27 protein-coding genes and 1 tRNA gene are annotated in these 23,543 nt (G+C 62.6%); 12 read left to right on the top strand and 16 right to left on the bottom strand.

All coding sequences use genetic code 11. From position 1 onward, the window contains the following. Positions 1–52 precede the first annotated feature (52 nt). Positions 53–1,627, bottom strand: a complete 1,575-nt coding sequence (gene ubiB / locus NKH49_RS13025; RefSeq protein ID WP_352612967.1) for a 2-polyprenylphenol 6-hydroxylase — start codon at positions 1,625–1,627, stop codon at positions 53–55. 64 nt (positions 1,628–1,691) lie between these two features. Beyond that, the gene (gene ubiE / locus NKH49_RS13020) at positions 1,692–2,468 is read right to left on the bottom strand and encodes a bifunctional demethylmenaquinone methyltransferase/2-methoxy-6-polyprenyl-1,4-benzoquinol methylase UbiE (protein WP_352469477.1); all 777 of its coding nucleotides are present in this window, start codon (positions 2,466–2,468) and stop codon (positions 1,692–1,694) included. A 167-nt stretch (positions 2,469–2,635) separates the two neighbouring features. Here ubiE and NKH49_RS13015 point away from each other — a divergent pair, with 167 nt between their 5' ends. The 3 genes from NKH49_RS13015 (at position 2,636) to NKH49_RS13005 (ending at position 5,029) form a co-directional block, all read left to right on the top strand. Continuing rightward, positions 2,636–3,610, top strand: coding sequence for an adenosine deaminase (locus NKH49_RS13015; protein WP_352612969.1), 975 nt, complete (start codon positions 2,636–2,638; stop codon positions 3,608–3,610). Positions 3,611–3,738: 128 nt separating this feature from the next. After that, positions 3,739–4,368 carry a uracil phosphoribosyltransferase gene (gene upp, locus NKH49_RS13010; RefSeq protein ID WP_023675320.1) on the top strand — a complete coding sequence of 210 codons (630 nt, stop codon included), beginning with the start codon at positions 3,739–3,741 and terminating at the stop codon, positions 4,366–4,368. Between the two features lie 100 nt (positions 4,369–4,468). Then, positions 4,469–5,029, top strand: coding sequence for a TIGR02281 family clan AA aspartic protease (locus NKH49_RS13005; RefSeq protein ID WP_352612971.1), 561 nt, complete (start codon positions 4,469–4,471; stop codon positions 5,027–5,029). A gap of 110 nt (positions 5,030–5,139) precedes the next feature. Here NKH49_RS13005 and deoA read toward each other — a convergent pair whose 3' ends face one another. Genes deoA through NKH49_RS12975 form a run of 6 tightly spaced genes read right to left on the bottom strand, consistent with a single transcriptional unit; the run spans position 5,140 to position 11,314 of the window. After that, positions 5,140–6,459: a thymidine phosphorylase gene (gene deoA / locus NKH49_RS13000; protein WP_352612973.1), complete on the bottom strand. Its 1,320-nt coding sequence runs from the start codon at positions 6,457–6,459 to the stop codon at positions 5,140–5,142. Then, positions 6,459–7,277: a purine-nucleoside phosphorylase gene (locus tag NKH49_RS12995; protein WP_352612975.1), complete on the bottom strand. Its 819-nt coding sequence runs from the start codon at positions 7,275–7,277 to the stop codon at positions 6,459–6,461. The genes deoA and NKH49_RS12995 overlap by 1 nt, the downstream gene beginning before the upstream one ends. Then, the gene (gene cdd / locus NKH49_RS12990) at positions 7,274–7,666 is read right to left on the bottom strand and encodes a cytidine deaminase (protein WP_352469472.1); all 393 of its coding nucleotides are present in this window, start codon (positions 7,664–7,666) and stop codon (positions 7,274–7,276) included. Before cdd ends, NKH49_RS12995 begins: the two co-directional genes overlap by 4 nt. Before the next feature lie 6 nt (positions 7,667–7,672). Continuing rightward, a complete protein-coding gene (locus NKH49_RS12985; RefSeq protein WP_352469471.1) occupies positions 7,673–8,644 on the bottom strand; it encodes an ABC transporter permease in 972 nt (323 codons plus the stop codon). Position 8,645: 1 nt separating this feature from the next. Further along, positions 8,646–9,785 carry an ABC transporter permease gene (locus NKH49_RS12980; RefSeq protein ID WP_352612977.1) on the bottom strand — a complete coding sequence of 380 codons (1,140 nt, stop codon included), beginning with the start codon at positions 9,783–9,785 and terminating at the stop codon, positions 8,646–8,648. Next, on the bottom strand, positions 9,782–11,314 hold the full coding sequence (locus NKH49_RS12975) for an ABC transporter ATP-binding protein (RefSeq protein WP_352612979.1): 1,533 nt from the start codon (positions 11,312–11,314) through the stop codon (positions 9,782–9,784). Before NKH49_RS12975 ends, NKH49_RS12980 begins: the two co-directional genes overlap by 4 nt. Positions 11,315–11,494: 180 nt before the next feature. On the opposite strand from NKH49_RS12975, the gene NKH49_RS12970 reads away from it, so the two are divergent. After that, complete coding sequence (locus NKH49_RS12970; protein ID WP_352469468.1) at positions 11,495–11,704, top strand: SlyX family protein; 210 nt, start codon at positions 11,495–11,497, stop codon at positions 11,702–11,704. 12 nt (positions 11,705–11,716) lie between these two features. On the opposite strand, the gene NKH49_RS12965 is transcribed toward NKH49_RS12970, so the two are convergent. From NKH49_RS12965 to NKH49_RS12950, 4 genes are all read right to left on the bottom strand, one after another. Next, positions 11,717–12,157, bottom strand: coding sequence for a GNAT family N-acetyltransferase (locus NKH49_RS12965; protein ID WP_352469467.1), 441 nt, complete (start codon positions 12,155–12,157; stop codon positions 11,717–11,719). A 113-nt stretch (positions 12,158–12,270) separates the two neighbouring features. After that, the gene (locus NKH49_RS12960) at positions 12,271–13,260 is read right to left on the bottom strand and encodes a BMP family lipoprotein (protein ID WP_352612982.1); all 990 of its coding nucleotides are present in this window, start codon (positions 13,258–13,260) and stop codon (positions 12,271–12,273) included. A 215-nt stretch (positions 13,261–13,475) separates the two neighbouring features. Continuing rightward, entirely contained in the window at positions 13,476–14,138 is a 663-nt protein-coding gene (gene msrA, locus NKH49_RS12955; protein WP_352539398.1) for a peptide-methionine (S)-S-oxide reductase MsrA, read from the bottom strand. A 66-nt stretch (positions 14,139–14,204) separates the two neighbouring features. Beyond that, positions 14,205–14,528: a hypothetical protein gene (locus NKH49_RS12950; protein WP_352469464.1), complete on the bottom strand. Its 324-nt coding sequence runs from the start codon at positions 14,526–14,528 to the stop codon at positions 14,205–14,207. A 430-nt stretch (positions 14,529–14,958) separates the two neighbouring features. On the opposite strand from NKH49_RS12950, the gene NKH49_RS12945 reads away from it, so the two are divergent. Further along, positions 14,959–15,048 (top strand) — tRNA-Ser (locus tag NKH49_RS12945). A 201-nt stretch (positions 15,049–15,249) separates the two neighbouring features. Here NKH49_RS12945 and NKH49_RS12940 read toward each other — a convergent pair. The 4 genes from NKH49_RS12940 to NKH49_RS12925 all read right to left on the bottom strand — a co-directional run bounded on the left by NKH49_RS12940 (position 15,250) and on the right by NKH49_RS12925 (position 17,735). Then, positions 15,250–15,657: a hypothetical protein gene (locus tag NKH49_RS12940; RefSeq protein ID WP_352501933.1), complete on the bottom strand. Its 408-nt coding sequence runs from the start codon at positions 15,655–15,657 to the stop codon at positions 15,250–15,252. 269 nt (positions 15,658–15,926) lie between these two features. Next, positions 15,927–16,199 (bottom strand): hypothetical protein, encoded by a 273-nt coding sequence (locus NKH49_RS12935; RefSeq protein WP_352469463.1) that lies wholly within the window; start codon positions 16,197–16,199, stop codon positions 15,927–15,929. Positions 16,200–16,661: 462 nt separating this feature from the next. Continuing rightward, positions 16,662–17,261 carry a YdeI/OmpD-associated family protein gene (locus tag NKH49_RS12930; RefSeq protein WP_352501935.1) on the bottom strand — a complete coding sequence of 200 codons (600 nt, stop codon included), beginning with the start codon at positions 17,259–17,261 and terminating at the stop codon, positions 16,662–16,664. 120 nt (positions 17,262–17,381) lie between these two features. Then, on the bottom strand, positions 17,382–17,735 hold the full coding sequence (locus tag NKH49_RS12925; RefSeq protein WP_352613013.1) for a cupin domain-containing protein: 354 nt from the start codon (positions 17,733–17,735) through the stop codon (positions 17,382–17,384). Between the two features lie 392 nt (positions 17,736–18,127). Between NKH49_RS12925 and NKH49_RS12920 the strand changes: the two genes are divergently transcribed. The 7 genes from NKH49_RS12920 to kdpA all read left to right on the top strand — a co-directional run bounded on the left by NKH49_RS12920 (position 18,128) and on the right by kdpA (position 23,510). Then, entirely contained in the window at positions 18,128–18,562 is a 435-nt protein-coding gene (locus NKH49_RS12920) for a DUF3597 domain-containing protein (RefSeq protein WP_352539401.1), read from the top strand. 372 nt (positions 18,563–18,934) lie between these two features. Further along, complete coding sequence (locus NKH49_RS12915; protein WP_352469460.1) at positions 18,935–19,165, top strand: hypothetical protein; 231 nt, start codon at positions 18,935–18,937, stop codon at positions 19,163–19,165. Between the two features lie 233 nt (positions 19,166–19,398). Beyond that, positions 19,399–19,587: a DUF3606 domain-containing protein gene (locus NKH49_RS12910; RefSeq protein ID WP_352502669.1), complete on the top strand. Its 189-nt coding sequence runs from the start codon at positions 19,399–19,401 to the stop codon at positions 19,585–19,587. Beyond that, a complete protein-coding gene (locus NKH49_RS12905) occupies positions 19,587–19,769 on the top strand; it encodes a hypothetical protein (RefSeq protein ID WP_352469832.1) in 183 nt (60 codons plus the stop codon). Before NKH49_RS12910 ends, NKH49_RS12905 begins: the two co-directional genes overlap by 1 nt. Before the next feature lie 107 nt (positions 19,770–19,876). After that, the gene (locus NKH49_RS12900; RefSeq protein WP_352613017.1) at positions 19,877–21,358 is read left to right on the top strand and encodes a hypothetical protein; all 1,482 of its coding nucleotides are present in this window, start codon (positions 19,877–19,879) and stop codon (positions 21,356–21,358) included. A 333-nt stretch (positions 21,359–21,691) separates the two neighbouring features. Beyond that, on the top strand, positions 21,692–21,781 hold the full coding sequence (locus tag NKH49_RS12895) for a K(+)-transporting ATPase subunit F (protein WP_023675300.1): 90 nt from the start codon (positions 21,692–21,694) through the stop codon (positions 21,779–21,781). Between the two features lie 25 nt (positions 21,782–21,806). Beyond that, on the top strand, positions 21,807–23,510 hold the full coding sequence (gene kdpA, locus NKH49_RS12890; protein ID WP_352613019.1) for a potassium-transporting ATPase subunit KdpA: 1,704 nt from the start codon (positions 21,807–21,809) through the stop codon (positions 23,508–23,510). Positions 23,511–23,543: the final 33 nt, after the last annotated feature.

Below are 23,543 nucleotides of genomic sequence, written 5' to 3'. Positions count from 1 at the left end.
GCCCGGAATTGCTGAGTGCAATGATAGCAATGCAATCACTTTGCAACAAGCGCTAGAAAATACGCCAGGCGATATACACCAGCGTCAATGCGATCACCCACAGCGCCAGCCGGCCGGAGCGGGTGTAGCGCGCCTCGGCCTTGCCGATCGCGCGTGCGGTCCTTTCGTCGAAGCGCAGGCCGTGTTCGGCCATCAGGTCGATCTCACGCGACAGCCGCTCGGTGCGGGCGGCGAGGTCCGGTGCCTGGCGGGCCAGCGCCAGCAGCGCGTTGGCACCGTCGCGCGCATCGGCCAGCAGGGCGCGCGGGCCGAGGTTGCGGGCAATCCAGCCGCTCACCACCGGCTCCGACGTCTTCCACATGTTGAAGGCCGGGTCGAGCGTGCGGGCGACGCCTTCGACGACGACCATGGTCTTCTGCAGCAGCACCAGCTCGGACCGCGTCGCCATGTCGAAGAGGTCGGTCACTTCGAACAGCAGCGTCAGCAGCTTGGCCATCGAGATGGTCTCGGCAGGCTGGCCGTGGATCGGTTCGCCGATCGCCCGGATCGCCTGGGCGAAGGCGGCGACATTGTGCTGGCGCGGCACGTAGCCGGCCTCGAAATGCACCTCGGCGACGCGCTGGTAATCGCGCGTGATGAAGCCATAGAGGATTTCGGCGAGGAAGCGGCGCTCCTTTTTGCCGAGCCGGCCGGCAATGCCAAGATCGACGGCGACGATGGTGCCATTGGCTTCTATAAACAGGTTGCCCGGGTGCATGTCGGCGTGGAAGAAACCGTCACGCAGCGTATGGCGCAGAAACGACTGAACGAGGTTGGCGGCAATCGCCTTCAGGTCGTGGCCGGCGGCGGTCAGGCCGGCAATATCGTTCATCTTGATGCCGTCGACCCATTCCATGGTCAGCACGTCACGACCGGTGCGCTCCCAGTCGACCGACGGCACACGGAAGCCCGGATCGTCCTTGGTATTCTCGCCGAGCTCCGAAAAAGCCGCTGCCTCCAGCCTCAAATCCATTTCGATCTTGGTAGTCTGGGCCAGCGTCTCCGTCACCTCGACCGGCCGCAGCCGGCGCGACGACGGGATGTACTTTTCCTGCAGCCGGGCGGCGAGGAAATAGCTTTCGAGATCGCGAAAGAAGCGGCGGCGCACGCCCGGCCGGATGACCTTCACCGCCACTCGCCTAACGACGCCGTCCTGCAGGGTTTCAGCGGTATGGACCTGGGCGATCGAGGCGGCGGCGACGGCCTCGCCAAAACTGGCATAGAGCTCACCGACCTTGCGTCCGAGCGATGCTTCTATCGCCGCTATGGCCTCGGCCTTGGGAAAGGTCTGCATCTTGTCCTGCAGCATGGCAAGATCAAGCGCGATATCGTTGCCGACGACATCCGGCCGTGTCGCCAGGAACTGGCCGAGCTTGACGTAGGATGGGCCGAGCCGCACGACCGCCTTGGCCAGCCTGTCGCCGCGCTCATAGGCAAGCGCCCGACGGCGGGTGAATAGCCGGGCCATGCGCCAGCCGAATTTCGGCAAGCCGAAGAGCTCGTCACCGGGCAAAGCCGCGATGACGCCCTCGCGCACAAGCACCCAGCCGGCCCGCACGAGCCTGAAACCAGCGCCGATGCTGCTCATGGCTGGCTTTGCCCTGCCGGTTTCCTGAACTGGCGCAAGGCACGTCGGAAAATGCGGGCCAGCCTCAAAGCTTCCAGCCCGAATGAAGCGCGGCGATGCCGCCGGAATAATTGCGGAACGAGGCGCGCTCGAAGCCTGCGCGCGAAATCATCGCCGCGAAATTCTGCTGATTGGGAAACTTGCGGATCGATTCGACCAGATAGGAATAGGGCTCGTCATCGCCGGTCACCACCTTGCCGATCCGCGGAATGGCGTTGAACGACCATGCTTCATAGACCTTGTCGAGCAGCGGCATCTCGACCTCGGAGAATTCAAGGCAGAGAAAGCGCCCGCCAGGCTTCAGCACGCGATAGGCTTCGGCAAGCGCCACATCGATGCGCGGCACGTTGCGGATGCCGAAAGCGATGGTGTAGGCGTCGAAAGTAGCGTCGGCAAAAGGCAGTTCCTCGGCATTGGCTTCGACGAAATCGGTATTTGCCGACAGGCCTTTTTTCTCGGCCCGGTCGCGGCCGACGGCGAGCATCGAGCCGTTGATATCGAGAACCGTTGCATGAGCGTGCCTGCCGCTCGCCTCGACGATGCGGAAGGCGACATCGCCGGTGCCGCCGGCAACGTCGAGAACGCTCCAGCCCGGCCGCTTCGGTGGATTGAGCCAGGCGACCATGGCGTCCTTCCACAATCGATGCAAGCCGGCCGACATCAGGTCGTTCATCAGGTCGTAGCGGTTCGCCACCTTGTGGAAAACATCATTGACCAGGGACTGCTTGTCGCCTGGCCCTACCCGCTTGAAACCATAGGAGGTTTCCATGCCGCCCGCAGCAGTGGTTCTTTCAACCGACATCGTTTTGATCCGCCATAAAATCGGCGGGACCATAGCCGATCGATGGTGCGGGCGCTATTGTTTAAGGCGCGGTGTTCGGCCGCGCTTCGAAGCAGGTTCCGGAAAAGTGTCACACGGTTTTCCGACAGGAACTTGCGTCATAAGAAAAAGCCTGACGGGATAATTGAATGCCTTTGAAAGCAGAACTGCACTGCCACATCGAAGGGGCAGCGGCGCCTGAACTCGTCCTCCGCCAAGCTGAGAAATACGGCAAGGATGCCTCGCCTTACATCCAGGACGGCTCCTTCGTCTGGCGCGACTTCACCTCTTTCCTCGCCGCCTACGACTTCTCGTCGGACCTGTTCCGCACCGAAGAAGACTATGCGCGGCTGGCCGATCATTACCTGACCAGCCTCGCCCGCGACGGCGCCATCTATTCCGAGGTTTTCACCTCGCCCGACCATGCCAGCAAGGCCGGGCTGTCGCCGAAGGCCTATACCGACGCGCTCGGCGAAGGCATGGCCCGCGCCAAGGCGAAGACCGGCATCGAAGGCCGCATGATCGTCACCGGCGTGCGCAATTTCGGTGTCGAATCGATCGAGCGGGCGGCGCGTTTCGCCGCGCGCTGCGGGCATCCGCTGGTCACCGGTTTCGGCGTCGCCGGCGACGAGCGGATAGGCGACCTGGAAGATTATGTCAGGGCCTTCGAGATCGCCCGCGAGGCCGGCCTCGGCATCACCGTCCATGCCGGCGAATTGATGGGCTGGGAGAGCGTCGAGGCGGCACTTGATCACATCCGCCCGTCTCGCATCGGCCATGGCGTGCGCGCCATCGAGAACCCCGAGCTTGTGCGGCGTATCGCCGACGAAGGCGTCGTGCTCGAATGCTGCCCTGGCTCCAACATCGCCCTGAAAATCTTCGACAGCTTCGCCGACCATCCCTTCCCCGCCTTGCGGGCAGCGGGCTGCAAGGTGACGCTCAACTCCGATGACCCGCCCTACTTCTGGACCTCGCTGAAACGCGAATACGACATCGCTGCCGAGCATTTTGCGATGGACGACAAGGCGCTCACCGCCGTCACCAGGACGGCCATCGAGGCAGCCTTCGTCGACAGGAAGACCAGGGCGGTGCTGCTGGGCAGGCTCGGCGCCAAGGGCAGGTGAATGGTGAATGGTTCACCCGGCGCTTCGGTCCGTCAGCCGCGAGTTTTTCCGCGCAACCAAGGACTCGCAAACCAGTTCACTATTCACTATTCACCATTCACCATTCACTTGCGCAGTTGGAGAACACCATGAAGGGCGTCACCGTCGTCGACCATCCGCTTGTCCAGCACAAGCTGACCATCATGCGCAAGAAGGAAACCTCGACGGCCGGCTTCCGGCGGCTGCTGCGCGAGATCTCGCTGCTGCTCGGCTACGAGGTCACCCGCAACCTGGAACTGACGACGACGACCATCGAGACGCCGATCGAAACGATGGAGGCGCCGACGCTGGAGGGCAAGAAACTGGTCTTCGCCTCGGTGCTGCGCGCCGGCAACGGCTTGCTCGAAGGCCTGCTCGATCTGGTGCCGGCGGCGCGTGTCGCCCATATCGGCCTCTATCGCGACCATGAGACGCTGGAAGCGGTCGAGTATTTCTTCAAGGCGCCGGGCGACCTCGCCGACCGACTGGTGATCGTCGTCGACCCGATGCTGGCGACCGCCAATTCGGCGATCGCGGCGATCGACAAGCTGAAAGGCCGCGGTGCCACCAACATCCGCTTCCTCTGCCTGCTGGCGGCACCAGAGGGCCTCGAGCGGTTTACCCAGGCGCATCCAGATGTTCCGGTCTTCACCGCTTCCATCGACCGCCAACTCAACGAAAAGGGCTACATCATGCCGGGTCTCGGCGATGCCGGCGACCGCATGTACGGCACCAAATAGATCCGTTTACCGATTGTTTACGCAAACGGCTGGTTTCCGCACTCGTTAAAGCGGCAATCACCATGTCGGACTAAGGATCGGCAACCACAAAGGCCGGTCCATGCTGCGCAAGCTCCTCATCCTTGGCGTGTTTGCCGGAACGTCGGCATCGCTGCCGATCGTGTATCAGTCCAATTCACAGGTAATCGAGCGGCTGTTGAAATCCGCCATCGGAGCCAGGCCGGCCGACACACAAACCAACCTGAATCTCGCCGCCGTCCCGGACAGGCCGGCAACGCCGCAGCCGCTCGGCCGCAAGGTCGTCGTCACCGCGGACGCGCGCGGGCATTTCATGTCGGTCTTCAAGTTGAACGATCGCCAGGTCGACGGCATGATCGACACCGGTGCGACGCTCGTCGCCATCAACACCTCGACCGCGCGCAGGATCGGCATCTCGCTCAATTCGACGGACTTCAGCCATCAGGTCAACACCGCCAATGGTGCGATCAAGGCCGCCGTGGTGACGATTGATCGCCTGCAGATCGGCAAGATCACCGTCGAGGGCGTCGAGGCCGTCGTGCTCGACGACAGGGCGCTGCACACCAACCTGATCGGCATGAGCTTTCTGCAGCGGCTCGAAAAATACCAGGTCGAAGGCGGCAAGCTGCTGCTGGTTCAGTAGAACGTGATCCCGAACCGCAGGTTCGCGCCAGCGAAAAGTTGGGGACCAGTCTTCGGACAAGATCGTGGTCCAAAGAAAGATAGAACCCATCCGATACCGTCGGAATGGCTCTACCCGCGCGGCAGGATCCGCCGGATGACGGTTTTCTCCGTGGCCGGTTTGGAAGTGCCGATGGTATACGCCGAAAGCACGGCGGCCGCGGCCGCTTCGGCATCCCCGGTATTGCGGGCATGGACCAGCGCCAGCGCTTCGCCGGCCCGCACTTCAGCGCCGACCGGCAACAGCCTGGTGATGCCAACGGCGTGATCGATCCTGTCGTCGGGCCGCGTCCGCCCGCCGCCAAGCCCGACCACGGCAAGCCCGATCTCGCGGGTCGCGATGCCGGTGACAAAGCCGTTCGCGCTCGCCTTGACCGCGAATTCCGTTGCCGCTTTCGGCAGATATTTTTCCGGATTGTCGACAAAGTCGACGGGACCGCCCAGTGCCGCCACCATGCGCGCGAAGATGGAAGCGGCGCGGCCGCCGGCCAGCGTCTCGGCGGCGCGGCGCAGGCCGTCCTGGTTGGACGACACCAGGCCTGCCGATTGCAGCATCTCGGCGGCCAGCGCCAGCGTCACGTCCTCCAGCCGCCGGTCGCGAAAGCGGCCGGTGAGAAAATCGGCGGCGTTGCGCACCTCGACCGCATTGCCGGCGGCGGACGCCAGGGGCTCGTTCATGCCGGTGACCAGCGCCGAGGCCTTAAGGCCGGCGCCATTGGCGACGTCGACCAGGCTGTTGGCCAGTGCGGTTGCGTCGCGCGATTTCTCCATGAAGGCCCCGTTGCCGACCTTGACGTCAAGCACCAGCGAATTGAGGCCGGCGGCCAGCTTCTTCGACAGGATCGAAGCAGTGATCAGCGGCACCGATTCGACCGTTCCCGTCACATCGCGGATCGCGTAGAGCCTGGCGTCGGCGGGTGCGAGATCGGCGGTCTGGCCGATGATGGCGCAGCCGGTTTCGAGCAACGTCTTGCGGAAGCGCGCAACATCCGGCTGGCTGATATAGCCGGGGATGGCATCCATCTTGTCCAGCGTGCCGCCGGTATGGCCCAGACCCCTGCCGGAAATCATCGGCACATAGGCGCCGCAGGCAGCGACGATCGGCGCCAGCATCAAGGAGACATTGTCGCCGACGCCGCCGGTCGAATGCTTGTCGGTGACCGGGCCGGGCAGATCCGACCAGTCGAGCACATCGCCGGAATCGCGCATCGCCATAGTCAGCGCCACCGCCTCGTCGCGGCTCATGCCGTTGAAGAACACCGCCATGGCAAAGGCGCCGACCTGCGCGTCGGTGACTGTGCCGGCGGTCAGACCCTCGATAAAGAACGCTGTCTCCTCAGCCGAGAGCTTCTGGCCGTCGCGCTTGCGGCGGATGATTTCCTGGGGAAGCATCAGGCGTCGACCCTGTGCTCCGGAAGCCCGTCCTGAAAAACACGCTGCAGAATGGTCGCCAGCCGCGCACCGCCAACCGGCGCCATGTCCTTGGTCTCCTGGTGCGACAGCTCGGCTCCGGTCAGGCCGGCAGCAAGGTTGGTCACGACCGAACAGGCGGCGACGCGCAGCCCAAGGAAGCGGGCGAGAATGACCTCCGGCACCGTCGACATTCCGACCGCGTTGGCGCCCATGACGCGCGCCATGCGGATCTCGGCGGGCGTCTCGAAGCATGGGCCGGAGAACCACATATAGACGCCCTTGTGCAGCGTGGTACCGGTGGCCTTCGCCGCCTGCTCGATGGCGGAGCGGAGACCGGCGTCATAGGCTTCGGTCAGGCCGACGAAACGGCGGTCGCTCGGTTCGCCGATCAGCGGGTTGGAGCCCGAGAAATTGATGTGGTCGGTGATCAGCATCACCGAGCCCGGGCCCATCCCGGGATCGACCGAACCGGCGGCGTTGGTGAGGATCAGCCTGGAGATGCCGAGGCCGGCGAGCACCTCGAGTGCCGGCCGCATCGCCGCCGCGTTGCCGTGCTCGTAATAATGCGCCCGGCCGGACAGCATCAGCACCGGCGTGCCGGCAAAGAGCCCCGCCACCACCTCGCCGGCATGGCCGCTGACTCCGCTTCGGGGAAACCCCGGCAAGTCGGCGTAGGAGATGCGCACCGCATCCTCGACCTGGTCGACAAGCCCGCCAAGCCCTGACCCCAGCACCAAGGCGGTGGTCGGCGCCAGCCCGTCCAGCCTTTCGACGAGGTGATCGAGCGCTTCCTTCATTTCAGCACATCGCCTTCAAACCCGTATGGCAACAACTCGCCCATGGTCACGGTTTCGACCACGCCGCTATCATCGCAGAGATAGAACTTCGTCTCCGGCCGGCAGAATTCCGCCAGCCGCTGCCGGCAGCCGCCGCAGGGCGAGCATTTTGCCACGCGTTCGGCGATCACGGCGACTTCCGTGATCTTGCCGCCGCCGCCCATGATGTAGTTGGCAAGTGCGGTGGTTTCGGCGCACCAGCCCTCCGGATAGGACGCGATCTCGACATTGGCGCCGGCAAAGACACGGCCGTCCTCGGTGCGCAACGCCGCGCCGACCGGAAATTTCGAATAGGGCGCATAGGCCTTGGCCATGGCGGCTTTCGCCGCTTCGAACAGATCATGAGCCATAACAGATCAGCGTTCCTTGACATAAGGCACGCCGCCGGCGCGCGGCGGGATTGCCTTGCCGATGAAGCCGGCAAGCAGGATGACGGTCAGCACATAGGGCAGCGCCTGCATGAATTGCACCGGCACCTTGCCGATCAGCGGCAGCGGCGTGCCTTGCAGGCGGATCGACGCGGCGTCGAGGAAGCCGAACAGCAGGCAGGCGAACATGGCGTTGACCGGTTTCCATTTGGCGAAGATCAGCGCGGCCAGCGCGATATAGCCCTTGCCGGCGGTCATGTCCTTCACGAAGCCGCCATTCTGCACCATCGACAGATAGGCTCCGGCAATGCCGGTGAGCACGCCGGTGCAGATCAGCGCCCGATAGCGCAGCCAGGCGACTGATATGCCGGCGGTGTCGACCGCGGCCGGGTTCTCGCCGACGGCGCGCAGGCGCAAGCCGAAGCGGGTGCGAAACAGCACCCACCAGGTGAACGGCACGGCCAGGAAGGCGAGATAGACCAGCACGGAATGGCCGGAGATGAGTTCCGAATAGATCGGCCCGAGAATCGGAACGCTCCTGAGCGCCTCTGCGCCCGGCCAGATGATTGCCTCGAAGCGCTCGCCGGCGGCCAGCGCCGGCGTGCGCCCGCCTTGCTGGAACCAGGCCTGGCCGAGCATGATCGTCGATCCGGCGGCAATGAAATTGATCGCGACGCCGGAGACGATCTGGTTGCCGCGATGGGTGATCGAGGCAAAGCCGTGGATCAGCGCGAAGGCGACCGAGATGAGGATGGCCATGCCGAGGCCGAGATAGGCCGAGTGGAAGACCGAGGCGGCGGCCGCACCGGCGAAGGCTCCGACAAGCATCTTGCCCTCGAGCCCGATGTCGAAGACGCCGGCCCGCTCCGAATAGAGGCCGGCGAGGCAGGCGAGCAGCAAGGGGACCGAAAGGCGGATGGTCGAGTCCAGGACCTGCACGATAGCGTTGAAGAAATCCATCTCAGGCGCCCTTCCCCTTGACCGCTTCCATGCCGACTGATCTCGGGCTGAGCGAGGCGAACAGCGCCTGGACATAGGGCCGGAACATATGCTCGAGCGCGCCGGCGAACAGGATCACAAGGCCCTGGATGATGACGATCATGTCGCGGCTGATCGCCGGCATCTCGAAGGCGAGCTCGGCGCCGCCCTGGTAGAGCATGCCGAACAGGACCGCCGCCAGCACGATGCCGACCGGGTGCAGGCGTCCCATCAGTGCCACCGCGATGCCGACGAAACCGGCGCCCGAAACGAATTCGAGCGCGACATTGTGCTGGTCGCCCATCGTCGGGTTGAGCGCCATCATGCCGGCCAGCGCGCCCGAGATCATCATCGCAATGATGATGATGCGGATCTCCGAAATGCCGGCATAACGCGCCGCTTTCGGGCTGTGGCCATAGGTGCGCATCTCGTAGCCGAGCTTCGTGCGCCAGATCAGCACCCACACCAGAAAGGCCATGGCTAGCGCCAGCAGGGAACTGACGTTGAATGGCGCCGAACGGATTTTGGCGCCGAACAATTCGATGACCCAGTTGAGCTTCGGCAATTGCGCGCCTTCGAGGAAGGTGCGCGTCTGCGGCGCCATCGAGCCGGGCGGCTTCAGCATCCCCACCAGCGCATAGACCATGACGCTGGCGGCGATGAAATTGAACATGATGGTGGTGATGACGATGTGCGAGCCGCGCTTGGCCTGCAGATAGGCCGGGATCAGCGCCCACAGCGCGCCCATCGCCGCGGCGGCGATAATGGCGATCGGGAAGGTCAGCCACCAGGGCAGCACGCTGTCGAAGGCCAGGCAAACAATGCCGATGCCGAGACCGGCGATATAGCCCTGGCCCTCGCCACCGATGTTGAACAGGCCGCAATGCGCCGCAACCGCCACCGAAAGCCCACTGAAGATGAAGGTGGTGGCATAGAAAAGCGTGAACGCGATGCCTTGGCCGCGGCCGAAGGCACCCTCGACCAGGATGACGGCTGCACGCAGCGGGTTCTCGCCGACCAATATGACGACGAAGCCGGCGACGACGAATGCGACGAACAGATTGATCAGCGGGATCAGCACGTAATCGGCCCAGGCCGGCAGCTTGGCATAGGGGGTGCTCACTCGGCGGCCTCCCGGTGCTCGACGCCGGCCATCAGCAGGCCGAGCTCGCCCTCGGTCGCGTCGGGGCCGCGTTCGCCGACGACGCGGCCGGCAAACATCACCAGGATGCGGTCGGACAGCGAGCGGATCTCGTCGAGCTCGACCGAAACCACCAGCACCGCCTTGCCCTGGTCGCGCATGGCTATGAGGCGCTTATGGATGAATTCGATGGCGCCGACATCGACGCCGCGTGTCGGCTGGCCGACGATCAACACGCCGGGATCTTGTTCCATTTCCCGCGCCAGCACGATCTTCTGCTGGTTGCCGCCGGAGAAATTGGCGGTCTTGAGGCGGCAGTCCGCCGGGCGGATGTCATATTTGACGATCTTGTCCCTGGCATCGTTACGGATGGCATCGATGTCGAGGAACGGCCCCTTCAGATAGCGCGCGTCGTCCTGATAACCGAGGATCGAATTCTCGTTCTCCTCGAAGGCCAGCACGAGCCCGACATGATGGCGGTCCTCCGGCACATGGGCAAGGCCGCGCTCGCGCAACTCGCCAGGGTCGGCGGCGCCGGTGAGGTCGATCGGCTTGCCGTCGAGCATGACCGAGCCCGAAACGGCATGCCTGATGCCGGAAATCGCCTCGAGCAATTCGGACTGCCCGTTGCCGGCGACGCCGGCAATGCCGACGATCTCGCCGGCATGGACGTCGAAGGAGACGTCGTCGACCATGGTGACGCCGCGGGAATCCTTGACCGTCAGGTTCTTGACCGCAAGCTTGACGCCGCCGGCCTTCGCCTCGCCCTTTTCGACGCGCAGCAGCACGCGCCGGCCGACCATCAGCTCGGCCAGCTCCTCGACCGTGGTCTTCCTGGTTTCGCGTGTCGCCACCATGGTGCCCTGGCGCATCACCGAGACCGTGTCGGTGATCGCCATGATCTCGCGCAGCTTGTGGGTGATCAGCACGATCGTCTTGCCCTGCTCCTTCAACTGCTTGAGGATGCGGAACAGGTGGTCGGCCTCGGCCGGCGTCAGCACGCCTGTCGGCTCGTCGAGGATCAGGATCTCGGCGCCGCGATAGAGCGCCTTGAGGATTTCGACGCGTTGCTGCAGGCCGACCGGCAACTCCTCGATGATGGCGTCGGGATCGACTTCGAGCCCGTATTCGCGCTCGAGCCGCTCCAGCTCGGAACGCGCCTTGGCAATGCTCTTCTTCAGCAGCGCATCGCTTTCGGCGCCGAGAATGACGTTTTCCAGCACCGAGAAATTGTCGACCAGCATGAAATGCTGATGCACCATGCCGATGCCGAGCGCGATCGCATCGTTCGGCGTCTTGATCGATGCCGGCTGGCCGCCGACACGGATCTCGCCGGAATCGGCCTGGTAGAAACCATAGAGGATCGACATCAGCGTCGACTTGCCGGCGCCGTTTTCGCCGACGATGCCATGGATAGTGCCGCGCATAATCTCCAGATTGATGTCGCGGTTGGCGCGCACGGCGCCAAAGCTCTTGTCGATGCCGATCAGCTCGATTGCGGCTTGCGCCATGCAGCCTGTTCCCACTGTTATTTTTTTACCGCTTGGTCAAACGCCTAGCATGACGCCCAGTCTGTGCCAATTGGGTCCCTACCAATTGGCCGGAGCAGGGTTCACTCTCGACAAATCCCGCCATGCTTGTCAATTTCCAACGTGGCCGCACCCTGCACAATCGCCTGATCGAGGATTCAAATGACCATGCCCGAGGACCGGCTGACGACGCTGGAAATCCGCGCCGCCGAGCAGGAGAAGATCATCGAGGAACTGTCCGGCCAGATCGCCGAGCAGTGGAAGGTGATCGAGCGCATGCAGCGCAAGCTGGACGCGCTGGCCGAGCGCTTCCTGGCGCTGGAGGAACAGGCCGCGCCCGACGTGCCGGTGACCAAGCCGCCGCACTGGTGAGGCGAGCAACGGTTATAGGCTGGGCCTTCGCGACATCAGCAACATGGGTGCGCAATCTTGTTCGAACGTTTCGACCGTCATCCAGCCCAGCGCCGCATAGAAATCGCGCGCCTGCCAGGTATAAAGATAGAATTCGACAACGCCGGCCGATGCTGCGCGCGCTTCGGTCGCCCTAACCAGTGCCGTGCCGATCCCTTGGTGCTGGTGCTTCGGAGCGACAGCCAGCCCGGCTAGCCATGGCGTCAGTTCATGCGCCAGCTCCAGTTCACGGCGGACCAGCAAACACGTACCGACTGGGACATCACCGATCCGGGCAACCAGGGAAGTCTCGAATCCGTCACCAGCCAGCAGCTTGCGAAGGCCGGCGATGTCATCTTCGAGCGTCCTTGCGGTGCCATCAAAAAAGGCGGCAAGGCGCAATTGCGCGACTGCCTCAACATCGCGCTCGCGCATCGGTTCGACTGTCGGCTGCATCTGCGTCCCCGGGGGGGTTGATGGTTCACCGGCGTTTGCCAAAACAAAACCGCCGGGACCACGCCCGGCGGTTCGCAATCAGTGCCGGCGGATCAATACGGGCAGGCATTGTCCGACATGTAGTCGTGCACCTTGATGGTGCCGGCGATGATGTCGGCCTTGGCTTTTTCGACCGCCGCTTTCATCGCATCGTCGACAAGCGCCTTGTTGTTGTCGTCCATGGCGTAGTCGACGCCGCCTTCCTTGAGGCCGAGATCGTTGACGCCCGCCGTGAACTTGTCGTTCTTGGCATCCATGAAGGTGTTGTAGACGGCAACGTCGACGCGCTTGACCATCGAGGTCAGCACCTTGCCGGGCTGCAGGCCGTTCTGGTTGGAATCAACGCCGATGCCGAGCTTGCCGGCGTCGGCCGCTGCCTGCAGCACACCGACACCGGTGCCGCCCGCCGCTGCGTAGATTACGTCGGCGCCCTGGTCGATTTGCGTCTTGGCGATCTCGCCGCCCTTGGCCGGATCGTTCCAGGCTGCCGGCGTATCGCCGGTCATGTTCTGGATGACGTCGGTGGCCCCGGCCGCCTTGGCGCCGCCGACATAGCCGCAGCCGAACCTGCGGATCAGCGGAATATCCATGCCGCCGACGAAGCCGACCTTCTTGGTCTTGGAAGCCATCGCCGCCATCACGCCGACGAGGTACGAGCCTTCCTGCTCCTTATAGACCAGGGAGCGGACATTGGGCTTGTCGACGACCATGTCGATGATGGCGAATTTGGTCTCGGGGAACTCGGTGGCGATCTTGTCAAGCGCGTCAGCCCACGAGAAGCCCGCCATGACGATCGGGTTGCGACCGTCCTCGGCGAAACGGCGCAGCGCCTGCTCGCGCTGGGTGGCGTTGCTGACCTCGAATTCCACATAGGGGATGCCGGTCTCGGTCTTGAACTTTTCAGCGCCGTGGAAGGACGCCTCGTTGAACGACTTGTCAAACTTGCCGCCGAGATCGTAGAGGATCGCGGGTTGAATGTCCGTGGCGAAGGCCGGAAGAACCATTGCAGCTGCGGCCATGAGGCCGAGAACGATACGTTTCATGTGATCCACACCCCTGTCGGTTATTTGTCCATTATGCACCGCATGCCGGCCCGGTTCTCCGGCAGGCATACGGTGTCGGGCAGGAGTGTCTTCCTCCCGCTTCGGGTCAATCTGGCACGGCCCGAAACAAAATTCACGTGGAATTTTGACCCTTTGGAAAAGCATGGCGCCGCATCGCGGCGCCACAGCATATTCCTTGCGTCAGGGGCATAAAATCAGGCGGAGACGGCGGCCGGAATGGCGCAGGTGACGCCGGTTCCCTGCAGGCCGCAATAGCCGTAAGGGTTCTTCGCCAGATATTGCTGGTGGTCTTCCTCGGCGAAGTAGAATTCCGGCGCCGGCGCGATCTCGGTGGTGATCTTGCCGCGTCCGGCACCGCGCAGCGAAGCCTCGTAGGCATCGCGCGAGGCGAGCGCCGCCTGGTACTGCGCGTCGTTGAACGTATAGATCGCCGAACGGTAGGTGGTGCCGACATCATTGCCCTGGCGCATGCCTTGCGTCGGGTCGTGGCTTTCCCAGAACAGCTTCAAGAGCTCGGCATAGGACACGATCTTGGGATCGTAGATGACGAGCACGACTTCGGCATGGCCTGTCAGGCCCGTGCAGGTTTCCTGATAGGTCGGGTTGGGCGTGACGCCGCCGGCATAGCCGGCCGCCGTGACCCATACGCCCTCGACTTGCCAGAACAGGCGCTCGGCGCCCCAGAAGCAGCCCAGCCCGAACATCGCCATTTCCATCCCTTCGGGATAAGGACCCTTGAGCGGCCTGTTCGAGACAAAGTGCTTCGATGCCGTCGGGATCGGCCGGTCGCGGCCGGGCAACGCCTCGGAGGGTTTCGGCAGGTTGAGCTTCTTGTTCAGCATGTCGCTGAGAAACATGTGTGGCTTCCTTTTCTTCTTGGTTGAGCCTTCCTGGTACGGGATCACCGGGTCAGGCTGGAAATGTCAGGTTGCGGCGAACCGCCCGCTGGGGCGCTGCCGCCTGTAACCGATGGCATAAAGAATGAACGCTAGCACCGCGAACACGGCAAAGCCGGGCTGGCTGAGCACCCAGGCGATGGCACCGTCCCACAGCAGCGGGTTGACCTTGTCGCGGACGAAGCTTTCGAAGGCGCTGCGCGTATCCGGCGAAACCGCGAGCCAGCTGGTGTTGAGCGGAGTCATCACCAGCGCCGAAGCCGCCACCGAGCGGGTCGCATCGAGCACGGCCATGATGACCGAAACCGAAAGCGCGATCATTGCGGCAAGACGGAAGATAAAGCGGAACATCCGGACCCTTCCTCCCCAGGAGTTTATCAGAATGTCGTGTGGACTGTTAAATAGGATCTGCGTGCTTTATCCGCAATCGCGACACGCGAAGTTGAACCTGCGGCCGCCGGTTCGCCGGGACCGGTGGCGCGCCGGGGACGGCAAGCACACCTCCGCCGCTCCTTTCGATAGGCTCCCAACGGGTGCCCCAGCGGCATGGGCTGAGCATCCGTATCCGGCAAAGCGAATAGACTGTCGTTATGTCTTGGCATTCGGCACCGGATCGACTAGATGAGCCCCGCGCCTGTTGCTTTGACGGCTCAGGTGCGGGGAAAGGGTATCCGCTGGTTGACGGCGCCCACGGCCGGAATTCCGGCACCGGAATCCCAAAGGAGATGCATCTCCCCAACCCGCGCGGCGAAACCGGCCGCGTCGAAAATGCTAAAGAGACGGAGAGGTGGCCGAGTGGTTGAAGGCGCACGCCTGGAAAGTGTGTTTACGGGAAACCGTAACGCGGGTTCGAATCCCGCTCTCTCCGCCAGTTAAATCTCACCGGCTCGCCGAGTCTGAAGGGACACTGGACGGCGACTGCCGCTGCGATGCAGTATCTTGAGGCAGGCAGAGGGGGGCGCGAGCGGCTTTCATCTTCGCCGCACTCTTACCTCAGATCAGCCTACAACCGATCGGCCCGCGCTTCACCAGAAGCACGGGCTTGGTCGACTCGGCACCGTCGCTGCCCCGTCTAGCGCGGGACCGCTTGTATTCCCGAGACCGAGCGCTCTGTTTCGGCGGAGAAAACCACGAAGGCAAAGATCAGCACGGCGGCAGCGACAATCATTGAGCCGGTGGCGACGATCGGCTCGAGCGCCGGATTTCCCTGCAGCATCAGGTAAAGCGCCGGCAGCATCACGACCAGGCCGAGATTGTAGACGCCATAGTGGATCATCGCGCTCCTGCGGGCAGCCTTCGCCGGGTTCAGCGCATAATAGCCGCCGAATATTGCACTGGTGACCCACCCCAGCAGATTGATGTGCGCGTGAGCCGGAAACGCGCCGTGATCGCCTGAAATTGCCATCTGCAGGCCAGCTGCAATTCCCAGAATAAGAAAGATGATGGCTGTCTTGAAAAAGAGTTCCGAAACCTTAGGCATGTCATTCTCCCAAACCCGTTTTGCCGCCGCATCATGCTGTGGTTCCGGCGATCTTGCCAAGGGACCGTCGGGCCTGCGGAGCCATTTGTCGCCGGCCTGACAGCCCGTTGGCGGCCGGCCGCCGGGCCTGGCCGGTTGCGAGTCCAGCCAGCAAAAAATATGCACTCACGCTAATTTAATTGCAACATTACCGGCCAGGCTTGCATGTCGTTCTCGCCAGGGAAGTGTCCTGCACGATGGTGGTGCCATACGCGCCAAAGGTCTGCCCGTCAGTGTTGCAGCAAGGCCTCGCCGAACTTCTCCCACAGCTGTGCGCAATCTGTTGCTCTGAGGCTGGGGGTTCCGACTGGGCCATATCTGATGACGGCGGCGTGAACATCATAGCCAACGATAGGTGCATTGGCGACAAAGTGGATAGCCTCGCCCAATCGGCGGGGGCCAATTGGCGCATCGGTTTTGTTGGTGATATCGAAGACACCACGAATATCCGCTTCCTGATTCCTGGCTGCCAACGCAGCCGCCATTACCCTTTCTTGCATCATCGAAATCTCTCCTATCGGTCTAAGTCTAAGAACCGCGGCTTGTGCCGATCCGGCAGCTGACAACCGGCAAATCGAAGTGCCTTTTGCAGCATCTCGATTGGCTCTTGCTGCGAGCCATTCCGCCCGCTCCCGCGGCAAGCCGATAAGGCAACTGCCAGCGAAATCCGCAGGCACATCCACGGTCGCATCAAACACGGCCCACGTGCCAGTCGGCTCCTGAACGGGCAAAAACCTCATAACAGCGCCTGCTAATATACTATGCCGACTGTGAGGACGAGACTTTTTCCTGCATCAACTAAACGAATGAGAGTTGGTGTCGAAGTGCCGGGCGACGCTCGTCGAAAACAAATCGTCGGCGACATCGCCTGGATCGAAGGTGGGCCTGAGCAGTGATCCGGCCGCATTCGGGGCTCGCCGACAGGGACAAGCACAAGACGCAGCGCCGGCACGCCTCGTCAGATGTTACTTTCTGCCCTGCGGATAGATCGTCTCGCCGCGCTTCAGCATCTCCACGAACGCCGCGATCTTCTTCTTGCGTCCGGCTTCGGTTTTCATGTTGTGGATGCGGAAGGCGAGTGCGAAGCGGTTTTGCCCGCTGAGCTTTGCCAGCATCTCTTTCGCCGTGGGCTCGGCGTCTATTGCCGCCTGGAGGTCGTCGGGGATCTTCATCTCCTTGCCGCTCTTGTAGGCGCGCGCCCAGCGGCCGTCGGCCTTGGCCGCATCGACCTGCCTCAGCCCGTGCTCGGTCATCCGGCCCTCCTCGATCAGCCGGGCGACATTGTCGACATTGATCTGGCTCCAGGTGCTCTTCCTGCCGCGCGGGGTGTAGCGCTGCAGGTAGCTTTTGCCGTCCAAGGCCTTGCGCACTGCATCGATCCAGCCCCAGCACAACGCCGCGTCGATGGCTTGCTTCGGCGTGATCGACGGCAGTCCCGAATCGAGCTTATGGATCTTGATCCAGACTTCGTCCTCGCTGTCGTGATGCTCGCCAAGCCAGGCATGGAAGCTTTCGGCATCCCTGAACTCGCGCACCTTGGCGGGGTCGACCTTGACGGGCGCCATCAGCCGGTCCGCCCATGACGCGAGCGCGTAACGACGCCAAACCGCTTGCCGGCCGCGCGCGCGCTCACCTCAGCTCCGAGTCCGCAATCCGCAGGCCTGGTGATTCTCGCCGGCACGCATTCAGCCCGCACGATTGGGCGTTCCGAGGACATGGGATTTCGGCGGCAGCATGACGTTGTCGAATGTCTGCGTGAACATCGCCGCCGCAAAGAAAGCGACGGCGCGCAGGGTTTCGGTGCCGGTGTTGACGAGGTCGTGCCTGACCGGCGTCGGAAGTACCAGGACGCTGCCCGGCCCGACCGGGTGGGTGGTGCCGCCCTCAATGTGTAGCTCGCCGGTGCCGGCGATGATGTATTGCGTCTCTTCGGTGGCGTCGCTGTGCCAGCCGAGCCGCTTGCCGGGCTCGATCTCGTAGACAAGACCGAGGACTGGGTGGTGCCATGCCCGCCGTAAACCGCGAAAGCGCCGGCCCATTTGACCGACGGATCGTCCTCTGCCCAAACCAGCGAACGTTCGAGCCTGTCGGATGCGACGACTGCTGTCATGGCTTCGTTCCTCTCAGCGAATTGCGAACACGAATCTAGATGATTTTTCTGGTCTGCGTCAGCAAAACTGGCTGCTGACCGTTCCCTCGTGCATTGCGCGTGACGATTTGTCGGGCCGCGATCCGACCTATTCTACTCTCGGGCCGGATCACTGAGCCGATACCCCAATGCAACCAAGCCTTTACCTTTTAGTCAGTTTTGAGTTGCCCCTGCGTTGCGTTCGTGGTCCGGTACAACCAGGGCGCTCAATGCGGCATTCGGCAACGGTCGCCTCACCGACCGTCAGGGCAACACACCGTCGAGCCAATACAGGAGATAGCAATGGGCATTTTCGACAGTATCAAAGGTGCGATTTTCGGAAACGCGGTTGCGGGCGAAGCGCCGCCGGCGCAACCGTCTCCCGCGCCTGCTTCGAGCACGGCCACCCAGCCGACGGCGCCTACCCGATCCGCCCCGGCTGCAACCCCGGCTCCGGCCGCGCCGGCCGCGCCGTCCTCTGCCCCGGACATCGCTGCCATTCTCGACAAGGCGGTGGCCGCGAGGGGGCAGAAACTCAACTGGAAGAATTCGATCGTCGACCTGATGAAGGCTCTGAATATCGACAGCAGCCTCGGCGCCCGCAAGGAGCTTGCCCACGAGCTGAACTACACCGGCGATATGAACGACACTGTAACGATGAATCTGTGGCTGCACGACGCACTGATGAAAAAGCTGGCCGAGAACGGCGGCAAGCTTCCGAGCGACCTGGCCGCCTAGAGTCACAAGACAAGCAATTCCAGGAAAACGTGTGAACGGTTTTCCGTGCGGAATTGCGTCAAACGAAAAAGACAGACCGGTTCTGCCCGCACCGTGGTTCTTGCTGCGCCGGCTTCGGCCGCAACCGAGCAGACCACACTGCCAAGCATCAGACTGCCATTAGATAAAACTGAGACCGATCCCGGCCGCCGGGATTGGGTCCATGGGAAGTCGCATGGCACAAAGCGCCGCCGCCTCGCGCCCGGATTGCCTCCCGCAAAACCGACGATTTCGGTCGCTGCCCACGCGCTGGTAGGACCACCATTTTGCTGGCGAAACGAGACGTTCGGCGTATCATTCTCCCGGGAGAGGGTTCATGGTGGGAGGAAGCCAATGAACGTGGTGAAGCGGGTGACGGTCGCCGACTTGACAGCCCAAGAGCTTGTTTCATCTGCGCTTTCACGGTTCGGTGCCGGCGACACCATATCGACGAGGGCGATGCTGGACATCGTTCGCAGGACGGCTCCGGCCTGCGGCAACAGTGACGACGATCTGGTCGAGCTTATCGTCATGACGGCGGTTGGTAGGACCATGGGCGTCGTGTTCGACCATCGCTCCCATTAAAACAATCTGGAACGAACATCAGGCTGCGCCCAGGAGCAGTGGCGGGCGGTGGCAGCGCCGCCAAAGAGGCCGGCCTGTTTGTGCGTGAAGGTCGGCCTGGCACCAAGCCATTGCTTTGAGCAAAACCGCTGCTCATGCCGGGTCATGCCCGAAGCCGGTAGTTGGGCGACACGCTCGAAGGAACTCGCTGAAATCTTGCCCGTTATGCTCTCGTTGAGATGAGGAGAGCTGCCATGGCCGACGACAAAACCAAGACCGACAGTCGCGACCGCTCACGAGTGGCGGGCGGCGAAGACTACGAGGTACGTCACTTCGCCGAGGAAGCGGGCATTACCCCTGAGCAGGCGCGCACGCTGATCAAGCGCCACGGCACCGACCGCAAGGTGCTGAACGAAATCGCCGAGAGCATAAGAGCGTCGTAATGGCTGACAAGAAAACCGCAATGGCCGACCGCAAGACGCGCGATCTGGACGAAAAGGAGGCTCTGCGCCTGGCCGAAACCACCGACGTTTCGCCGAAGCAGGCGAAGGATCTGATGCGCAAGCACGGCAAGGACAGCCCGAAGGTCGAGAAGGAAGCCAAGAACTTCAAGGCCGAGGGCTGAGCCGCCCAGCCGGTTGGACGCGCGGCATGGGGCCGCGATCCTGCGGCTTATCGGTTTTCTAACAAATTCGGCCTATCCCTTCCGCTATCGCGGCTCAGGGATGCCATATGCGCGGGATATCTGGTGGGGCGAGGCCGTCGATAGACGACATACGGCATGTGAGGCTGATGTTTTGCCTGGTGGCGGCGGTCGTGATGGCGGCGGCGCTCCTCGCCTTTGCCCACTCCCTCCTGCAGGATCCCGATAGCTGGTGGCACATCAAGGTCGGCATGGATATGCTGGCACGCCGCACATTCCCCACCGTCGACATCTATTCCTATACTTTTGCCGGCCAGCCATGGATCGCCAAGGAATGGCTTAGCCAGGTCCTCCTTGCAATTGCCTTTCAAGCCGGCGGCTGGAACGGCGTGGTGCTGCTGGCGACTGCAGTAATCGCGCTTACGGCCTTCTTGACGTCGTGGTATCTCAGCGCGTGGTTGAAGCCGACGCTGGCGATAGGACTGACGCTGGTTCTCGCGCTCTTGATCGGGCCAATCTATATCGCCCGGCCGCACATCTTTACCTTGCCCATCATCGTCGTCTGGACCGCCGGTCTTTTCCAGGCCGCACGCAACGAGAAAGCACCGCCCTTATGGCTGCTGGCGCTGCTTTGCCTGTGGGCCAATCTCCATGCCACCTTCACCTTCGGTTTCGTCATCGCCGCCTTCGCCGGCCTCGATCTCGTCATGCGCACACGCTTGTCGAACCCCCGGCTGCTGGCCAAGTGGATCGCTTTCGGGCTGCTTTGCCCGCTGGTCAGCCTGCTCAATCCCTATGGCGTCAAAGCCATACTCGCCACATTCACCGTGGCCTATGGCAATGAGGCGGTGCCTTACATTGCGGAGTGGCAGCCCTTCGACGCCGCGCGGCACACCCTCCAGGAGGTGGCCCTGCTGGTGGCGCTTTTCGGGCTGCTCGTGTCGAGATTGCGCATTGGCTGGGCCAAGGCGCTGTTCCTTGTCTTCACGTTGCACGTCTATCTCACCCACATACGGTTCATGTACCTGTTCTTTCTTCTCGTGCCGGTGGTCCTTGCCGTCGAGGTCGCGCAACAATATCCAGCGCTTTCAGCCGAGAAATGGGCGGCGGAAAAGCGTGACGGACTTGAACAATTTTTCGCACGGCAATTTTCCAGGATTTGTGCTGGACTTGCCGTTTTGCTGGTTTTGGCGGCTGCCGCCTTGACGAGCTATCCGGTCGCGCCGAGCCAGAAGACCTCGGCGAGGGACGCACTGGCCTTTGCCCAAACCCATAATCTGTCGGGCAATCTGCTGAACTCCTACGATTTCGGCGGCACGCTGATTTTCCATGGCATCAGGACGTTTATCGACGGCCGCGCGGATCAGCTCTTCCTGAATGGCTTTACGGAAACGGACGAGCAGACGGGGCACAGCCGGGGCAAGCCGATCCTGAAAGCCCAACTCGACAAATATACGATAGGCTGGGCGTTGTTGACCGCCGACGACAGCCGCATTCCGTTCTTCGACGAACTGGGCTGGAAGCGGGCCTATGCGGACGATTACGCGGTGATCTACACCCGCGCGGACTGAGCCCCGGCAGCTTCGCGCGCCGGTGCGCACCTCCCTCCTGAAGCTTCGGCCAGCGCCGAGGCGGCGAAATCCTTATGGGATTTTGATTTCTTTGCTCCGCGTTCCGTCTCGAACCTTTATGGCACTTTGATCCATATTCGCCGGAGCGATGTATCCAGCCGCCGATATGATGCGGCGACGGGTTGGGCAGTTTTGTCCAAATTAAAAGAACAAACACGATATAGGAAAATGCATTATGGACATATTTGTTGTCGCGATTGGAATCGCGTTCTTTGCTCTATGCTTCGGCTATATCAACGCTTGCGACAAGCTGTAAGTTTAGGTGATCATAACATGCTTTTCGACTATATCCTCGGCGGCGCCGTGACCTTGTTTCTTCTCGCCTACCTGACATACGCCCTCGTTCGCCCGGAACGCTTCTGATCTCCACTGGCAAGGAGCCAAACCCATGACAATCAACGGATGGCTGCAGATCCTCGTCTATTGCGGGATCGTCGTTCTGCTGGCCAAGCCGCTCGGCGGCTACATGCATCGCGTTTTCAGCGGCGAGCGCACATTCCTGTCGTCAATTCTGGCCCCGCTCGAGCGCGGGCTCTACCGCATATCAGGGACCAGCGAGCGCGAGGAGCAGCACTGGACCTCCTATGCGGCGGCCCTGCTGTTCTTTAACCTGGCCGGCTTCCTGGTGCTCTATTTGCTGCAACGGCTGCAAGGCGGCCTGCCCTACAATCCGGCCGGCATGACCGCCGTCGAACCTGGGCTGGCCTTCAACACCGCCGCCAGCTTCATGACCAACACCAACTGGCAGAACTACGGCGGCGAAAGCACGATGTCCTATCTCGTGCAGATGGCCGGCTTGACCGTACAGAATTTTCTGTCGGCGGCGACTGGCGTCGCCATTGCGGTCGCATTGATCCGCGGCTTTGCTAGAGCCTCAGGCAAATCGATCGGCAATTTCTGGGTCGATATGACCCGCGGCACGCTCTACCTGCTTTTGCCCTTTTGCATCGTGTTGACTCTTGTCTATGTCTATCTCGGCATGCCGCAAACGTTCGCTGCCTACGTCAACGCGACGACGCTCGAAGGCGCGCAACAGACTATCGCGGTCGGGCCGGTCGCTTCCCAGGTTGCCATCAAGATGCTCGGCACCAACGGCGGCGGTTTCTTCAACGCCAATGCCGCGCACCCGTTCGAAAATCCCGACGCGATCTCGAACCTGATCCAGATGGTGACGATCTTTGCCCTCGGCGCGGCGCTGACCAATGTCTTCGGCCGCATGGTAGGCAACCAGCGCCAGGGCTGGGCAATTCTGTCGGCGATGGGCGTGCTGTTCATCGCTGGCGTTGCCGTCTGCTACTGGGCGGAAGCCGCCGGCAATCCGCTTGTTCATGCGCTGGGTGTCGACGGCGGCAACATGGAGGGCAAGGAGAGCCGCTTCGGCATCGCCCTGTCGGCACTGTTTGCCGTCATCACCACGGCCGCATCCTGCGGCGCCGTCAACGCCATGCATGACAGCTTCACCGCACTCGGCGGCATGATCCCCATCATCAACATGCAGCTCGGCGAGGTCATTGTCGGCGGCGTCGGCGCCGGCTTCTACGGTATCCTGATGTTCATCGTCATTGCCGTTTTCGTCGCCGGGCTGATGGTCGGACGCACGCCCGAATATCTCGGCAAGAAGATCGAGGCCAAGGAGGTCAAGATGGCTATGCTGGCCGTGCTCTGCCTGCCGCTTGCAATGCTGATCTTCACTGCTATCGCGGTGGTGCTGCCGACCGGCGTTGCTTCCATCGCCAATGCCGGCCCGCATGGCTTCTCCGAGGTTCTCTATGCCTACACCTCGGCCGCGGCGAACAATGGCTCCGCCTTTGGCGGCCTCAGCGGCAACACGCCCTGGTACAACGTAACGCTCGGCATCGGCATGCTGATGGGCCGGTTCCTGGTCATTATTCCGGCGTTGGCGATTGCTGGCTCGCTGGTTGCGAAGAAGACCGTCCCTGCCTCCGCCGGCACCTTCCCGACCGATGGTCCGCTGTTCGTCGGGCTGCTGGCCGGTGTCATCCTGATCGTCGGCGGCCTGACCTTCTTCCCGGCCCTGGCGGTCGGACCGATCGTCGAGTACCTGGCGATGATTCACGGTCAGACATTCTGAAACGGCGATGCCCTGGTTCAAGATCATACCTCG

Origin of the sequence: Mesorhizobium sp. M1088, from assembly GCF_040318575.1 — a bacterium.
Taxonomy (GTDB): domain Bacteria; phylum Pseudomonadota; class Alphaproteobacteria; order Rhizobiales; family Rhizobiaceae; genus Mesorhizobium.
This window is presented reverse-complemented; position numbering and strand designations above follow the sequence as displayed.

What these genes read in the sequence shown, in the direction of transcription:
- NKH49_RS12920 (WP_352539401.1), top strand. Translation starts at nt 18,128, where the DNA reads ATGGGCATTTTCGACAGTATCAAAGGTGCGATTTTCGGAAACGCGGTT.
- NKH49_RS12910 (WP_352502669.1), top strand. Translation starts at nt 19,399, where the DNA reads ATGGCCGACGACAAAACCAAGACCGACAGTCGCGACCGCTCACGAGTG.
- deoA (WP_352612973.1), bottom strand. Translation starts at nt 6,459, where the DNA reads ATGCTTCCCCAGGAAATCATCCGCCGCAAGCGCGACGGCCAGAAGCTC.
- NKH49_RS12950 (WP_352469464.1), bottom strand. Translation starts at nt 14,528, where the DNA reads ATGTTCCGCTTTATCTTCCGTCTTGCCGCAATGATCGCGCTTTCGGTT.
- NKH49_RS12915 (WP_352469460.1), top strand. Translation starts at nt 18,935, where the DNA reads ATGAACGTGGTGAAGCGGGTGACGGTCGCCGACTTGACAGCCCAAGAG.
- NKH49_RS12925 (WP_352613013.1), bottom strand. Translation starts at nt 17,735, where the DNA reads ATGGGCCGGCGCTTTCGCGGTTTACGGCGGGCATGGCACCACCCAGTC.
- NKH49_RS12940 (WP_352501933.1), bottom strand. Translation starts at nt 15,657, where the DNA reads ATGCCTAAGGTTTCGGAACTCTTTTTCAAGACAGCCATCATCTTTCTT.
- NKH49_RS12900 (WP_352613017.1), top strand. Translation starts at nt 19,877, where the DNA reads ATGCGCGGGATATCTGGTGGGGCGAGGCCGTCGATAGACGACATACGG.
- kdpA (WP_352613019.1), top strand. Translation starts at nt 21,807, where the DNA reads ATGACAATCAACGGATGGCTGCAGATCCTCGTCTATTGCGGGATCGTC.
- NKH49_RS12970 (WP_352469468.1), top strand. Translation starts at nt 11,495, where the DNA reads ATGACCATGCCCGAGGACCGGCTGACGACGCTGGAAATCCGCGCCGCC.
- NKH49_RS12895 (WP_023675300.1), top strand. Translation starts at nt 21,692, where the DNA reads ATGCTTTTCGACTATATCCTCGGCGGCGCCGTGACCTTGTTTCTTCTC.
- upp (WP_023675320.1), top strand. Translation starts at nt 3,739, where the DNA reads ATGAAGGGCGTCACCGTCGTCGACCATCCGCTTGTCCAGCACAAGCTG.
- NKH49_RS12975 (WP_352612979.1), bottom strand. Translation starts at nt 11,314, where the DNA reads ATGGCGCAAGCCGCAATCGAGCTGATCGGCATCGACAAGAGCTTTGGC.
- NKH49_RS12960 (WP_352612982.1), bottom strand. Translation starts at nt 13,260, where the DNA reads ATGAAACGTATCGTTCTCGGCCTCATGGCCGCAGCTGCAATGGTTCTT.
- NKH49_RS12965 (WP_352469467.1), bottom strand. Translation starts at nt 12,157, where the DNA reads ATGCGCGAGCGCGATGTTGAGGCAGTCGCGCAATTGCGCCTTGCCGCC.
- ubiB (WP_352612967.1), bottom strand. Translation starts at nt 1,627, where the DNA reads ATGAGCAGCATCGGCGCTGGTTTCAGGCTCGTGCGGGCCGGCTGGGTG.
- NKH49_RS12930 (WP_352501935.1), bottom strand. Translation starts at nt 17,261, where the DNA reads ATGGCGCCCGTCAAGGTCGACCCCGCCAAGGTGCGCGAGTTCAGGGAT.
- cdd (WP_352469472.1), bottom strand. Translation starts at nt 7,666, where the DNA reads ATGGCTCATGATCTGTTCGAAGCGGCGAAAGCCGCCATGGCCAAGGCC.
- ubiE (WP_352469477.1), bottom strand. Translation starts at nt 2,468, where the DNA reads ATGTCGGTTGAAAGAACCACTGCTGCGGGCGGCATGGAAACCTCCTAT.
- NKH49_RS13005 (WP_352612971.1), top strand. Translation starts at nt 4,469, where the DNA reads ATGCTGCGCAAGCTCCTCATCCTTGGCGTGTTTGCCGGAACGTCGGCA.
- msrA (WP_352539398.1), bottom strand. Translation starts at nt 14,138, where the DNA reads ATGTTTCTCAGCGACATGCTGAACAAGAAGCTCAACCTGCCGAAACCC.
- NKH49_RS12995 (WP_352612975.1), bottom strand. Translation starts at nt 7,277, where the DNA reads ATGAAGGAAGCGCTCGATCACCTCGTCGAAAGGCTGGACGGGCTGGCG.
- NKH49_RS13015 (WP_352612969.1), top strand. Translation starts at nt 2,636, where the DNA reads ATGCCTTTGAAAGCAGAACTGCACTGCCACATCGAAGGGGCAGCGGCG.
- NKH49_RS12905 (WP_352469832.1), top strand. Translation starts at nt 19,587, where the DNA reads ATGGCTGACAAGAAAACCGCAATGGCCGACCGCAAGACGCGCGATCTG.
- NKH49_RS12935 (WP_352469463.1), bottom strand. Translation starts at nt 16,199, where the DNA reads ATGATGCAAGAAAGGGTAATGGCGGCTGCGTTGGCAGCCAGGAATCAG.
- NKH49_RS12985 (WP_352469471.1), bottom strand. Translation starts at nt 8,644, where the DNA reads ATGGATTTCTTCAACGCTATCGTGCAGGTCCTGGACTCGACCATCCGC.